The 13,362-nt window shown below is 71.9% G+C and carries 13 protein-coding genes; 2 read left to right on the top strand and 11 right to left on the bottom strand.

Annotation, left to right across the window (positions count from 1 at the left end):
- Window positions 1-53: 53 nt before the first annotated feature.
- The gene (locus CC117_RS12650; protein ID WP_071083889.1) at window positions 54-599 is read right to left on the bottom strand and encodes an SWIM zinc finger family protein; all 546 of its coding nucleotides are present in this window, start codon (window positions 597-599) and stop codon (window positions 54-56) included.
- Window positions 600-727: 128 nt separating this feature from the next.
- On the opposite strand from CC117_RS12650, the gene CC117_RS12645 reads away from it, so the two are divergent.
- Entirely contained in the window at window positions 728-1,630 is a 903-nt protein-coding gene (locus tag CC117_RS12645) for a PadR family transcriptional regulator (RefSeq protein WP_071083888.1), read from the top strand.
- A 91-nt stretch (window positions 1,631-1,721) separates the two neighbouring features.
- Here the strand turns inward: CC117_RS12645 and glmS are convergent, their stop codons facing one another.
- From glmS to rplM, 4 genes are all read right to left on the bottom strand, one after another.
- Entirely contained in the window at window positions 1,722-3,728 is a 2,007-nt protein-coding gene (glmS, locus tag CC117_RS12640; protein ID WP_071083887.1) for a glutamine--fructose-6-phosphate transaminase (isomerizing), read from the bottom strand.
- A 122-nt stretch (window positions 3,729-3,850) separates the two neighbouring features.
- Entirely contained in the window at window positions 3,851-5,257 is a 1,407-nt protein-coding gene (gene glmM, locus CC117_RS12635) for a phosphoglucosamine mutase (protein ID WP_071083886.1), read from the bottom strand.
- A gap of 142 nt (window positions 5,258-5,399) precedes the next feature.
- Window positions 5,400-5,807 (bottom strand): 30S ribosomal protein S9, encoded by a 408-nt coding sequence (gene rpsI / locus CC117_RS12630; RefSeq protein WP_018638448.1) that lies wholly within the window; start codon window positions 5,805-5,807, stop codon window positions 5,400-5,402.
- A gap of 132 nt (window positions 5,808-5,939) precedes the next feature.
- Window positions 5,940-6,383 (bottom strand): 50S ribosomal protein L13, encoded by a 444-nt coding sequence (gene rplM / locus CC117_RS12625; RefSeq protein ID WP_018638449.1) that lies wholly within the window; start codon window positions 6,381-6,383, stop codon window positions 5,940-5,942.
- Between the two features lie 624 nt (window positions 6,384-7,007).
- Here rplM and CC117_RS12620 point away from each other — a divergent pair.
- The gene (locus tag CC117_RS12620; RefSeq protein WP_071083885.1) at window positions 7,008-8,573 is read left to right on the top strand and encodes a hypothetical protein; all 1,566 of its coding nucleotides are present in this window, start codon (window positions 7,008-7,010) and stop codon (window positions 8,571-8,573) included.
- A 63-nt stretch (window positions 8,574-8,636) separates the two neighbouring features.
- On the opposite strand, the gene truA is transcribed toward CC117_RS12620, so the two are convergent.
- The 6 genes from truA to rpsM form a co-directional block, all read right to left on the bottom strand.
- A complete protein-coding gene (truA, locus tag CC117_RS12615) occupies window positions 8,637-9,497 on the bottom strand; it encodes a tRNA pseudouridine(38-40) synthase TruA (RefSeq protein WP_241830048.1) in 861 nt (286 codons plus the stop codon).
- Between the two features lie 242 nt (window positions 9,498-9,739).
- Window positions 9,740-10,330: a 50S ribosomal protein L17 gene (rplQ, locus tag CC117_RS12610; protein ID WP_071083884.1), complete on the bottom strand. Its 591-nt coding sequence runs from the start codon at window positions 10,328-10,330 to the stop codon at window positions 9,740-9,742.
- 120 nt (window positions 10,331-10,450) lie between these two features.
- Entirely contained in the window at window positions 10,451-11,500 is a 1,050-nt protein-coding gene (locus CC117_RS12605; protein WP_071083883.1) for a DNA-directed RNA polymerase subunit alpha, read from the bottom strand.
- A 182-nt stretch (window positions 11,501-11,682) separates the two neighbouring features.
- A complete protein-coding gene (gene rpsD / locus CC117_RS12600; RefSeq protein ID WP_071083882.1) occupies window positions 11,683-12,312 on the bottom strand; it encodes a 30S ribosomal protein S4 in 630 nt (209 codons plus the stop codon).
- A 35-nt stretch (window positions 12,313-12,347) separates the two neighbouring features.
- Window positions 12,348-12,752 carry a 30S ribosomal protein S11 gene (gene rpsK, locus CC117_RS12595; RefSeq protein ID WP_071083881.1) on the bottom strand — a complete coding sequence of 135 codons (405 nt, stop codon included), beginning with the start codon at window positions 12,750-12,752 and terminating at the stop codon, window positions 12,348-12,350.
- A 78-nt stretch (window positions 12,753-12,830) separates the two neighbouring features.
- Complete coding sequence (gene rpsM, locus CC117_RS12590; protein ID WP_071083880.1) at window positions 12,831-13,211, bottom strand: 30S ribosomal protein S13; 381 nt, start codon at window positions 13,209-13,211, stop codon at window positions 12,831-12,833.
- Window positions 13,212-13,362 lie beyond the last annotated feature (151 nt).

Genomic DNA, 13,362 nt, shown 5'->3' with positions numbered 1-13,362 from the left:
CCGTGGCGCGCCCGGCGGGTTCGGGGCGGTCGGGCCGCCGGTCGAACCGCCGGTCAGACCGCTCCGTGCTGGCGGCCGTGCCAGGCGACGGTGGCCTCCCACAGAGCGTCGGCGACCGCCTCGCTCTCGTCGGCGGCGTCGAGCAGTGTCTCCACCAGCTCCGCGCGCGGGACGCGGCTCAGGAAGACCCTGATCGCCGCGTGCACGGGGTCGTCGGCGAAGAGGTCCTCGGTACTGCCTTCCTCGTCGTCCTCGTCGTCGTCGGCCATGCCGGCCGAGCCGGTGGCGACCAGCGCCACCGCGACGGCGTGCCGGCAGAAGGCGCCGCCGACACTGTCCGTACAGGTACAGGTGGAACCCGGCCCGTCGTCGCCCGCCACGAGCCGGACCTGCTGGTGGCCGTCGTCGTCGACGGTTCCCGAAGCGTTGGTGGGGCGGATCCGGAGCTGCTCCACCCGGCCGAGCAGCGCCAGGCTGACGCCTTCCATGAAGACGGCTGTGCCCGCCCGCTGTGCGCAGGCACGCTCCTCGAAGGCGGCCTCGAGCGGGGTGACCGCCTCGTCGCCGTGCCCGTCGCCCTCGGACGCCGAAATGATCATTCCTTAATCCTACGGAACCAGCGCGGGAGCGCGCCGGCTAGGTGCTGAGTTGGACTAGCCGACCGCTCCATCGCGATATATCGTGAGCGTACGCGAAGCAACGCGAACCTTGATCCAAGGAGATCACCATGAGTTCACATGCCATTCCTGACTGGGATGCCCGCTGGGAGGGTTGGAGCAGGTTCTTCCCCTTCGACCCGTCCCGAGTGGTCGAGGCTGCCCGCCAGGCGGCGTTCGCCGAGGCCGCCAGAGGCGCCGACCGCAGCCGTGACCGCCACAGCCGGATGCACGGCGAGCACGGCCACGGCGAGCACGGGCAGCACGGCCACGGCGGGCCCGCGGGGCGCGGCGGAGGCCGGGGCGGCGGGCGCGGCAGCCGCCAGAATGTGCCGTTCGGGCCGGGCGGCTGGCCGTTCGGCCGCGGGTTTCCCTCGGGTCCGGGCTTCGGGCGCGGGGCCCGGGTCGCTCGCGGCGACGTCCGTGAGGCCCTGCTCGCCCTGCTTGCCGAGGAGCCCATGCACGGGTACCAGATGATCGGCGAGCTGGCCGCCCGCAGCGGCGGCACGTGGCGGCCGAGTCCCGGCTCCGTCTACCCGGTGCTGTCGATGCTGGCCGACGAAGGCCTCGTCCGGGCCGAGGAACGGGACGGGCGGCGGGTCTTCCACCTCACCGAGGCGGGCCAGGCCCATGTCACCGCCCGGGCCGGCGCCGCGAAGCCGTGGGAGACCGCGGCGGCGAGCGCGGCCGACGACGGCACCGCCGCACTGCGCACCCTCGCGTTCGGAGTGGGTGCCGCCGTGATCCAGGTCGCCCAGGCCGGTGACACCGACCAGATCGCCGCGGCGCGCGAGCTGCTCGTCGAGGCCCGCCGGGGCCTGTACCGGATCCTCGCCGGCGACCTGGAGCATTCCGCCGCGACGTCGGAAGCCGCGGAAGGCGGCCACGACGAAGCAGGCCGGACGACCGGCGCCACGGGTGCCACCGGCGATGACGGGCGCGCCGGCGGCGGCCCGGCGAAGGACCTCGGCTGAACCGACTCCGGCGCCACCGCCCGGTGACGCCGGACCCGACAGCCCGGAGCGGGGCACCCGCCGCCGCTCCGGGCCCTGCCGGAGCGGCCGGCTATTCGACCGTGACGGACTTGGCCAGGTTGCGGGGCTGGTCGACGTCCAGGCCGCGCGCCAGCGCCAGCTCACAGGCGAAGACCTGCAGCGGCAGCGTCGTGACCAGCGGCGCGAGCAGAGAGGACGTGGCCGGCACCCGGATCAGGTGATCGGCGTAGGGCTCGACCGCGGTGTCGCCCTCCTCCGCGATCACGATCGTGCGGGCGCCCCGAGCCCGCACCTCCTGGATGTTGGACACCATCTTGCCGTGCAGGTTCGCCCGCCCGCGTGGGGACGGGACGACCACCACCACGGGCAGGCCGGGCTCGATGAGCGCGATGGGTCCGTGCTTCAGCTCCCCGGCGGGGAAGCCCTCGGCGTGCATGTAGGCCAGTTCCTTCAGCTTCAGTGCGCCTTCCAGCGCCACCGGGTAGCCGACATGCCGGCCGAGGAACAGCACCGCCTTCGCACCCGCGAGGCTGCGGGCCAGCTCGCGCACCGGCTCGACCGTCCCGAGCGTGCGCCGCACCAGCTCCGGCATGCGCTGCAGCCTGTCCACGTAGGCCGCGACCTCGTCGCCGTACAGGACACCGCGGGTCTGTGCCAGGAAGAGGCCGACAAGCAGGCAGGCCGCGACCTGCCCGAGGAACGTCTTGGTCGCGGCGACGCCCACCTCGGGACCACAGCGGGTGTAGAGGACGGCATCCGACTCACGCGGGATCGTCGAGCCGTTGGTGTTGCAGATCGCCAGGACGCGCGCCTTCTGCTCCCGGGCGTGCTTGACCGCCATCAGGGTGTCGAGCGTCTCCCCGCTCTGGCTGATCGCAACCACCAGCGTCGACCGGTCCAGCACCGGGTCGCGGTAGCGGAACTCCGAGGCCATCTCGACCTCGCAGGGCAGCCGCGTCCAGTGCTCGATGGCGTACTTGGCGATCAGGCCGGCGTGATACGCCGTCCCGCAGGCCACGATGAAGACCTTGTCGATGTCACGGAAGTCCTGGTCGGAGAGGCGCTCCTCATCCAGGACGATGGAGCCCTCCGGCGAGAGCCGCCCGCGCAGCGTGTCGGCGAGCGCATCCGGCTGCTCGCTGATCTCCTTCAGCATGAAATAGGGGAAGCCGCCCTTCTCGGCGGCGCTCGCGTCCCAGTCCACGTGGTAGCGACGGCCCTCGATCGGGGTGCCGGCGAAGTCGTAGACGGTCACGCCGTCGCGGCGGGCCTCGACGACCTGGTCCTGCCCGATCTCCAGGGCCTCCCGCGTGTGCGCGATGAAGGCGGAGACGTCGCTGGCGAGGAACGCCTCGCCGGCTCCGAGGCCGACTACCAGCGGGCTGTTGCGCCGCGCGCCGACGACGACCTCGGGATGGTCCTGGTGCAGGACGACGAGCGTGAAGGCGCCCTGGAGCCGGCGGCAGACCGCGCGCAGAGCCTCGGTCAACGGATGCGGCCCGGCACCGGCAGCACCACCCGCGGCGCCGGAGCCGCCCGCCGTGCCGGCAGCGGCAGCGGCGACGGCGGCTGCCGCGGTGGTGGCCGTACCGGCGGTGCTGCCGGTGCTGGCGGTGCTGGCGGTGCTGGCGGTCTCGCCGGACGCAGCGCGGGACCGGGCGATCTCGATTTCCAGCAGGTGTGCGACGACCTCGGTGTCGGTCTCGCTGGTCAGTTCGTGGCCGCTGTTCTCCAGCTCCGCACGCAGCTCGGCGAAGTTCTCGATGATCCCGTTGTGGATCACCGCGACCATACCGGTACAGTCGGTGTGCGGATGGGCGTTCACGTCGGTGGGACCACCGTGCGTCGCCCACCGGGTGTGTCCCATGCCGGTCGTTCCCGGCATCGCGTCGCTGCCCTCGTCGAGGACCTTCTCCAGGTTCGCCAGCCGCCCGGCGCGACGCTCGGTGCGTAGCACCCCGGCGCCGACGACGGCGACACCCGCAGAGTCGTAGCCGCGGTACTCCAACCGGCGCAGCCCGCTCAGCACGACCTCGAGGGCCGGCTGTGCACCGACGTACCCAATGATCCCGCACATGTTGCTCAGCGTACGCAGTCCGGTCCGGGTCCTGAGCATGGACCACTCGGATGCCGGAGATGTCGGCGCGCAGCCGCGCCCGTCCCGTCACAGCGGGTGTGTTTCACCCGCCGCCGGCCAGGTCAGCGCAAGGCGTGCTGGACGACGTCCGCCAGCCTGCCCGCGACCGCCCGGGCGAGCTGGTCGGTGGGTGCCTCGACCATCACTCGGACCAGCGGCTCGGTGCCCGACGGCCGTAGCAGCACCCGGCCCGCACCGCCGAGCTCCGCCTCCGCCTCCGCGACCGCCGCACGCAGTTCGTCGGACGTCTCCGCGCGGGCTCGGTCGACCCCACGCACGTTCACCAGCACCTGCGGCAGGCGGGTCATCACCTTCGCCAGCTCGTCGAGCGGCTGGCCCTTCTCCGCCATCCGGCCGAGAATCTGCAGTGCCGTCAGCAGCCCGTCGCCCGTCCCCGCGTGCTGCAGGARCAACACGTGCCCGCTCTGCTCGCCGCCCAGCGAGTAGGAGCCCGCGCGCATGGCCTCCAGCACGTAACGATCACCGACCGGGGTGGTGACCACGGCGATCCCGGCATCCCGCATCGCGTGGTGGAAGCCCAGGTTCGACATGAYGGTGACGACGACGGTGCGGTGTGCCAGCTCGCCGCGCTCGGCGAGGGCCAGCGCGCAGAGGGCGAGGATCTGGTCACCGTCGACGATCTCGCCAATCGCGTCGACAGCCAGACAGCGGTCGGCGTCGCCGTCGTGGGCGATGCCCGCGTCGGCACCGTGCAGGCGGACGGCGTCCCGCAGGCTGTCGAGGTGGGTCGCCCCGGAGCGGTCGTTGATGCGCAGCCCGTCGCCGTCGGCATGCAGCGGAACGACCTCGGCGCCGGCGGCGCGCAGCACCCGCGGAGCGAGGTCGAAGGCGGCGCCCTGGGCGCAGTCGACGACGACCTTCAGGCCGTTCAGGCTGCCCCTGCCGGCCGGCAGGCTGGTGAGCAGGTGGTCGACGTAGCCGTCGACGAGCATGCGGTCGTCACGGACCCGGCCGACCGCGGCCCCGACGGGGCGGTGGCCGGCAGCCGTGCCGGACATCCGGCGTTCGATCGCGTCCTCGACCTCGTCGGGCAGTTTGAGACCACCGGCCGCGAACAGCTTGATCCCGTTGTCGGGCATCGGATTGTGGCTGGCCGACAGCATCACGCCCAGATCGGCACCGGTCGAGGCGACCACGTAGGACACCGCCGGTGTCGGCACGACCCCGACCCGGACGACGTCCGCCCCGGACCGGGCGAGACCGGCAACGACCGCGGCCTCCAGGAACTCCCCCGACGGCCGCGTATCCCGCCCGACGATGACCAGCGGGCGGTGGTCGGCCGCCGAGGCCGACCGGGCCACCGGCACCCCGTCCACGGGCTGCCGGGGCGGCGCGCCCTGGCCCGCGACCTCCTCGACTGCGGCCGAGGCCAACGCGAGCGCCTGCTCCGCCGTCAGATCGACGTTCGCGACACCGCGCACGCCGTCGGTACCGAAAAGCCTCGCCATTGAGGCCTCCCCTGCAGTCGCGGCGGCACCGGCGGGCGCCATCGGCACGCCGCGCGGAGATCGGCAGAAAACCATCGCACGCCTGACGGCCCGACAGGCCAGGCCTGCCGGGCCGCACCCACCGTAACCGGTGGGTGGCGAATCAGCGCTTGCTGTACTGCGGCGCCTTACGGGCCTTCTTCAGGCCGTACTTCTTCCGCTCCTTGATCCGTGAATCCCGGGTCAGGAAGCCGGCCTTCTTCAGCGTCGGCCGGGATTCCTCCTCGGCGATGATCAGCGCGCGGGCGATCGCCAGGCGCARCGCGCCCGCCTGCCCCGACACGCCGCCGCCGTGCAGGAGGGCGACCATGTCGTACGACTCGGCCTTCTCCAGGATCTTCAGCGGCTCGTTCACCAGCTGCTGGTGCACCTTGTTGGGGAAGTACTCCTCGAGCGTGCGCCCGTTGAGGGTCCACTTGCCCGTACCCGGGAGCAGCCGCACCCGGACAACAGCCTCTTTGCGCCGGCCAGTGGCACGGGGATTGCCCTGGGCGTCGGTCACGACAGCCACGTCGCGTTCCTTCCTTGTCTGAAACAGATTGCTCGAGGCCACCCGAAACGGCTCGATCGGTCATGTCGGGCCGTCAGTCGGACGGACGCCGTGCGCCCATCCGCGTGCTTCGGGATGCCCACCGAGCCGCGACTACTGCGCGACCTGCTTGATCTCGTACGGGACGGGCTGCTGAGCCTGGTGCGGATGAATCGGGCCCGCGTACACCTTCAGCTTGCTGCCCTGCGCCCGGCCGAGCCGGTTGTGCGGCAGCATCCCACGGATCGCCCGCTCGACGATCACGTGGGGGCGGGTGTCGAGCAGCTCACCGTAGGAGGTGCTGCGCAGACCGCCCGGGTAGCCCGAGTGCCGGTGGAACTGGGCCTGCTGACGCTTGTTGCCCGTCATCGCGACCTTGCCGGCGTTGATGACGATGACGAAGTCGCCCGTGTCGATGTGCGGGGCGAAGTACGGCTTGTTCTTGCCACGCAGGAGCTGGGCAGCCTGGCTGGCCAGCCGACCGAGCACGATGTCGGTGGCATCGATGACGTGCCACGCGCGCTGTACGTCCGCGGGCTTGGGCTGGTACGTGCGCACAGGTCTGCCTTCTCGTTCGGACGAACTCGCGGGGAGCCTCGTCGTGTGTCGCCAGCAAGGTGCCCAGCGGGACATGGAGAACCGCGGGGCGAGATGCACTGCCAGAGGTATGGGGCCGACCTCAGCGCGCAGAGCTGGCCATACCAGGCCGCCACACGGAGCTGAAGGTCCGCAGCAGTCTTTGAGGTTACCAGGCGATCGCCGCGGCAGGACCGACGGCCCTCGCGACCGGCGGGGCCGCCGTCCCGCATCCGCCTCACGGACGTACCCCGCGGCAGGCCCGGCACCAGGCCTGCCCGGCCCCCGAGAACCCGGACCTGACACACCGACCACCCGACCCGCTGTTCCCGACCCGCTGTTCCCGACCGGCGCGCGCCCGACGTGTCCAGCCCGGACCATCGACCTCGACACGCCGACTGACCGGTACATATGCCGCGTTCGGATATTCTCTCGCAGACATCCGGACGCGTCGGCTTCGCAGCAGGCCACGAGGCGCTCCGCCAAGCCTGACATGACATACCGCGCCACAGACCGCGCCGACCGTGGGCTCCCACCTCGCGGCAGGCACACCGCGGCGGGGCGGGCATCTCGGCAGCGGGGCGTGGGATGAGCGAGGAGGAGCCCATGCCACCCGATCCCGCGGACGACCTGCCCTTCGAGGTCCGGTCGGGCTCGGGTGACCTGGGCCCGGACGGCTCGGGCCCGGACAGCTCGGGCCCGGACAGCTCGGCTGGCCCGGCCCAGGAACCGCCCGCCGGCGGATGGACCCCGCCGGTCGAGGATCCGCTGTTCGGTCCGCTCCCCACCTACGTCACCGGCGCCTACCCGCTCGCCGGCCACCAGCAGGGCGGCTATCCGATCGCCGGCCACCTGCCGACCGGCCCGCTGCCCGGGTCCGGCACGCACGGCGCCGCCGGTGTCCACGGCGCCCAGTCGGCCGGCTGGCCGGGTGACCCGGGCCAGGCGGTCGGCACGGGCGGCCAGACTTCTCCGGCGGAGCTCGGTCCCGAGCAGACCGGAGGCTTCTCCTTCCACCTGCGCACCGCGACCAGCCCACTTCCGGTCCTCGCGCCACGTCCCGAGGCCCCGGCCGTAGGCCAGGCATCTGCCGGCAGGCCGCCTTCGGCCACGACACCGGCTGGGCCGCAGGAGCCACCCACCGGTCCGATCGCCACGCCCTATCCCGAGGAGGACGCCGCCCAGTCGCGGCCGGGCCTGCCTGGTGGCGAGCCGCGGGCCCGTTCGACGAACCTCGCGAAGCCGGCCAGGACGCGGGTCGCGCTGAGTCGTCAGCAGACCGACCGCGACGACGCCGACCGCGACGACGCCGACCGCCGCGAAGCTGTGGAGGGTGGCGAGAACGGGCCCGGCTCGCGGGCCCGTTTCGGCGGAGACGTCAGGCGTTTCGAGGTCCCCGAGGAGGAGCGGGCCCCGCAGCAGCGAGGCACACGGCGGCTGATCGCGGTTGTGGCCGCGGTCATGCTGACCCTGGTTGCCGCGGGGGCCGTCATCGTCCTCGCCCGGGGTGGCGGCGACGGCACCTCGGGCACCCCGACGCCCACAGCCGCGGCGCCGTCGGTGGACCCGAACTTCATCAACAGCGCGGCCTCCGACTCCAGGCCGGTGGCGGCGAACGAGTTCTTCCCCGACCGCGAGATCACCGTCCAGGGCCACCGGTACACCCGGCTCGGCTCCAGCCTGGTGTCCGGCTGCCCGGACCGCAGCGGTGAGCTCGTCACCGCCCTCACCGACGACTCATGCACCCAGCTTGTCCGCGCGCTGTACCTGACAGCGCCGGCCGGGGGCGGCCCGCAGGTGCTCGCCGGCGTCTCGGTGTTCGTCACGGATGCGCAGAGCACCGCGCAGTCGGCCGCGACGATCGCTGCCCAGGGCCGGGGCGGCGTGACCGCACTGCCGATCCCCGCGGGCTCGATAGAGAACGCACGGGTCCTCGGCCCGGCCGGGGACAACTCCTGGCGAGCTGCGATCGCCCGCGGGCACTACATGATCCTCACGCAGCTCGCCTACGTCGACGGCAGCCAGGGCGGGCCCGACGACCCGGCGCTGCGCAACACGATCACCGACCTGGGGCTGATCGCCGTCGAGCCGATCGCCCAGCGCATGGTCGCTGGTGGGACCGGTACCGCCGGCGGCGGGCCCTCCCCCGCGACCAGCCCGGCCGGCCGCTGAACCGGCCCGGCACCCTGACGCACAAAATGGCTGGCCCGCAGGGCTCCCCGGCGTGCCGTCCGGTCAGCCGGAGGAGGTCGTCGGGACTCGTACCGCCCGGGTCACCCGGGCGCGTGCGGCCAGCAGCGCGTCAGGTGGGTAGCGGACCTCGACGAGCGTCAGGCCGTGCGCGGGGAGCACGGTGACGGCAGGATCGCGCACACCGCGGCCGAGCACACCGGCCGCCCATTCCGGTCGCTGGCGTCCCTCCCCCACCGCTACAAGCGCGCCTACCAGGGCGCGCACCATCGAATGGCAGAACGCGTCAGCCTCGACGTCGGCCAGGATCACGCCGTTGGCGCTGCGGGAGACGTCCAGGCGCAGCAGTGTCCGTACCGTCGTGGCGCCCTCGCGCCGACGGCAGAAGGCGGCGAAGTCGTGCTCCCCGAGCAGCAGCAGCGCGGCCTCCGCCATCGCGGCGGTGTCCAGCGGGCGCGGGGAGGCCAGCGTGTCGAAACGGCGCAGCGGGTCCGCGCCGTAGGGCGCATCTGTGATCCGGTAGACGTACCGGCGGGACAGCGCCGAGAAGCGCGCGTCGAAGCCGGCCGGGGCGGGGGCGAGGCCGGTGACGCGGACAGCGCGGTCGAGCACCCCGTTGAGCCGGCGGGCCAGCCCGCCGACCGGGGTACCAGCAGGAAGATCGACATGCGCCACCTGACCGATGGCGTGCACGCCCGAGTCGGTGCGGCCGGCCACGGTGAGGCGCACCGCCGGCAGCCGGGCCACCCTCATCAGCGCGTCCTCGACGTCGCCCTGGACCGTGCGCTGCCCTGGCTGACGGGCCCACCCGGCAAACGGGGTGCCGTCGTAGGACAGATCCAGTCGCAGGCGGAGCAGTCCCTCGATCGGGGCTGTCGGGGTCACCACTGCCATCTGGCCAGCCATCAGGACCTCCCACACCGCAACACGGCAGTCCCGGAGCCCTGACGCCCGGCACGGCCCTCGTCCCCCGCGGGGACCTACCTGGACCCTCGTCCTACAGGGGGATCTACCCGGACCATCGTGACGAACTCCGGGCACACACGCAGGAGCCCGCCGCCCCACCACGGGCGACGGGCTCCTGGTCGATCAGAGGCACCGACTCCGCAGCCGGCCACGAACCAGGCCGCCACGACAGTCGGAACCGCTCAGCTCTCCGGCTTGGTCTCGGCGCCGGTCTCGTTCTCGTTGCTCACGGCCTCGACGCTGGTGGCGTCGGCGGCCTTCGCGGCCTCGGCCTCGGCGGCAACCCCGGCAGCCGTCGGCGACTCCTTGCGGAGGTCGTCAGCGGCCTCTGCCGTGGCGCCGGTCGGCGCCTTGCGGGCGGCGAACCGCGTCCCGCGGGCACGCTCGGCCTCGGCGACAGCCGACTGGCCGACGGTCAGCGCCTCGACGAGCTCGATGCGGGCCATCGGAGCGGCGTCGCCGCGGCGCGGGCCGAGCTTCACGATGCGCGTGTAACCACCGCTACGGTCCGCGTACCGCGGCCCGATCTCGGTGAAGAGCGTGTGCACGACCGAGTTGTTCCGGACGACCCGCATCACCCTCCGCCGCGCGTGCAGGTCACCACGCTTCGCGTGGGTGACCAGGCGCTCGGCGTAGGGGCGCAGCCGGCGCGCCTTCGCCTCGGTGGTCGTGATGCCACCGTGCTCGAACAGCGCGGTGGCGAGGTTGGCCAGCAGCAGCCGCTCATGTGCGGGGCTGCCGCCGAGCCGGGCGCCCTTGGTTGGCGTGGGCATGATGGGTGCTCCTCGTTCCTCTCGCTGTTCTCCGGGCGCTGCCGGGAAGCACGGCTGGGCCCCCGGTGGACGTGCGCCTCGGGCCCCCGGTCATCCGGGGGCCCGGGCCACACGGTCGGATCAGTACTGTTCGGTCTCGACGAACTCGCGACCGTCGTCGGACGGGTCGGAGAACGACGGGTTGTACGTGTCGGTGCCATAGGTGTCGACCGCCTGACGCGGGTCGAACCCGGGCGGGGAGTCCTTGAGCTGAAGGCCCATGGCACCCAGCTTGGTCTTGACCTCGTCGATCGACTTCTGCCCGAAGTTACGGATGTCGAGCAGATCAGCCTCGCTGCGGGACACCAGCTCACCGATGGTGTGGATGCCCTCGCGCTTGAGGCAGTTGTAGGAGCGGACGGTCAGGTCCATCTCCTCGATCGGCAGCGCCAGGTCGGCGGCCAGGGCTGCGTCCGCCGCGGACGGGCCGATGTCGACGCCCTCAGCCTCGGCGTTGAGCTCCTGGGCCAGGCCGAACAGGCCGACGAGGGTCTTGCCCGCGCTGGCCATCGCGTCCCGTGGCGAGATCGACTGCTTCGTCTCGACATCGACGATCAGCCGGTCGAAGTCCGTCCGCTGCTCGACACGGGTCGCCTCGACCTTGTAGGTCACCTTCAGCACCGGCGAGTAGATGGAGTCGATCGGGATGCGGCCGATCTCCTGGCCGGGCTGCTTGTTCTGCGCGGCGCTCACGTAGCCGCGGCCCCGCTCGACGGTCAGCTCGATCTCGAGCTTGCCCTTGTCGTTGAGGGTCGCGAGGTGCAGGTCGGGGTTGTGCACCTCGACGCCGGCCGGGGGTGCGATGTCCGCCGCGGTGACCTCACCGGGGCCCTGCTTGCGCAGGTACATCACGGTCGGCTCGTCGTTGTCGGAGCTGACGACCAGTTCCTTGAGGTTCAGGATCAGGTCGGTCACGTCCTCCTTGACCCCGGGGACCGTGGAGAACTCGTGGAGGACGCCGTCCACCCGGATGCTCGTCACGGCCGCGCCCGGAATCGACGACAGCAGGGTGCGGCGCAGCGAGTTGCCGAGGGTGTAGCCGAAGCCCGGCTCGAGCGGCTCGATCACGAAACGCGACCGGAACTCGGTGATCGGGTCCTCGGCGAGGGTGGGACGCTGAGCGATCAGCATGAGATCTTCCTTCCGCACACGGCGACCGCCATATGACGCCGTGAATGCCCCGGAACGCGGGGCCGGCACAGGGACATCCGTCCATCCCTGTACCCCCCAACAGTACGCCGAGCCACGATCCGGCCCGGCGCGCCGCTGGTGAAACCGGCTGCCGGCCGGCGTGGCCGGCAGCCGGGCAACGACTACTTCGAGTAGAGCTCGACGATCAACTGCTCCTGCACCTGGGTGTCGATCACCTGGCGAGCGGGCAGCGAGTGGACGAGCAGGCGCATCTGGCTGGGGATCGCCTCGATCCACGGCGGAACGGTACGGCCGGTCCCCGCGGTCTCGCGGGCCWCGATGAACGGGGTGAGCTCGCGCGACTTCGGCGCGATCTCAACGATGTCGTTCTCGGTGACCCGGTAGCTCGGGATGTCGACCTTGCGGCCGTTGACCTGCACGTGACCGTGCCGGACCGCCTGGCGGGCGGCGTCCCGGGACGGCGCGAAGCCACCCCGGTAGACCACGTTGTCCAGGCGCGACTCAAGGATCTTCAGCAGCTCGTCACCGGTCTTGCCGGCGCGGCGGTTCGCCTCGTCGTAGTAGCCCCGGAACTGCTTCTCGAGGATGCCGTAGATACGCGCGCACTTCTGCTTCTCGCGCTTCTGCAGCAGGTACTCGGAGTCCTTCGTGCGGCCCCGGCCGTGYTCGCCCGGCGGGTAGGGCCGGATCTCGATCGGGCACTTCGGGGTCTCGCACTTGCTGCCCTTGAGGAACAGCTTCGTCTTCTCGCGGCGGCAACGCTTGCAGTCCGCGCCGGTGTAACGGGCCATGCTAGTCCTTCTCTCTCGTATCCCTGGCGCGGACTTCAGACCCGGCGACGCTTCGGCGGGCGGCAGCCGTTGTGCGGGGTGGGCGTGACGTCCTGGATGGCGCCGACCTCGAGGCCGGCGGCCTGCAGCGAGCGGATCGCCGTCTCCCGACCGGAGCCGGGGCCCTTGACGAAGACATCGACCTTGCGCATCCCGTGCTCCTGCGCCTTGCGGGCCGCGTTCTCGGCGGCCATCTGCGCGGCGTACGGGGTCGACTTGCGGGAGCCCTTGAAGCCGACGTGCCCGGCCGAGGCCCAGGAGATCACGTTCCCGCTCGGGTCCGTGATCGAGACGATCGTGTTGTTGAACGTGCTCTTGATGTGAGCGTGCCCGTGGGCGATGTTCTTCTTTTCTTTGCGCCGGACCTTCTTGACGCCGRCAGTGCGTGTCTTGGGAGGCATAAACCCGTGGTCTCCGTCTGTGAGGTCGTCGGTCAGCGGTCGGCGCCCGGGTRCGCGTGGCCCGGGCCGAGCCGATGACTACTTCTTGCCGGCCTTCTTCTTCCCGGCGATGGYACGGCGCGGGCCCTTGCGGGTGCGCGCGTTGGTGTGCGTGCGCTGGCCGTGGACCGGAAGGTTGCGGCGGTGACGGAGACCCTGGTAGCAGCCGATCTCCATCTTGCGGCGAATGTCCTGCTTGATCTCGCGGTTGAGATCGCCCTCGACGCGGTAGTTGGCGTCGATCCACTCCCGGAGCTTCTGGACCTCTTCGTCGCTGAGGTCACGGACCCGGGTGTCGGGGTTGACGCCGGTGGCGGCGAGGGTGTCCCGAGAGCGGCTGCGGCCGATCCCGAAGATGTAGGTCAGCGCGATCTCGACCCGCTTCTCGCGGGGAAGGTCTACGCCGGACAGGCGTGCCATGAAACGGTGGTTCCTTCCTGCATCCGGAGGTCTCGGACGACGCCGCCCCCGCCCTGCCCGGCGACGAGCCCGCCCTCACGGCGGACGTCGACCCGATAACAGACGAGGCCCCGGCCTCCGACCGGGGGTGGAACCGCTGGACGCGGTCTGG

The organism is Parafrankia colletiae (assembly GCF_001854655.1).
Lineage (GTDB): Bacteria > Actinomycetota > Actinomycetes > Frankiales > Frankiaceae > Parafrankia > Parafrankia colletiae.
The sequence above is the reverse complement of the archived record's forward strand: the minus strand, read 5'-3'. Positions and strand labels throughout refer to the sequence as shown.

Excerpts from the sequence above, each read along its gene's own strand:
- CC117_RS12650 (WP_071083889.1), bottom strand. The coding sequence starts at position 599 with ATGATCATTTCGGCGTCCGAGGGCGACGGGCACGGCGACGAGGCGGTC.
- CC117_RS12645 (WP_071083888.1), top strand. The coding sequence starts at position 728 with ATGAGTTCACATGCCATTCCTGACTGGGATGCCCGCTGGGAGGGTTGG.
- glmS (WP_071083887.1), bottom strand. The coding sequence starts at position 3,728 with ATGTGCGGGATCATTGGGTACGTCGGTGCACAGCCGGCCCTCGAGGTC.
- CC117_RS12620 (WP_071083885.1), top strand. The coding sequence starts at position 7,008 with ATGCCACCCGATCCCGCGGACGACCTGCCCTTCGAGGTCCGGTCGGGC.
- truA (WP_241830048.1), bottom strand. The coding sequence starts at position 9,497 with ATGGCTGGCCAGATGGCAGTGGTGACCCCGACAGCCCCGATCGAGGGA.
- rplQ (WP_071083884.1), bottom strand. The coding sequence starts at position 10,330 with ATGCCCACGCCAACCAAGGGCGCCCGGCTCGGCGGCAGCCCCGCACAT.
- CC117_RS12605 (WP_071083883.1), bottom strand. The coding sequence starts at position 11,500 with ATGCTGATCGCTCAGCGTCCCACCCTCGCCGAGGACCCGATCACCGAG.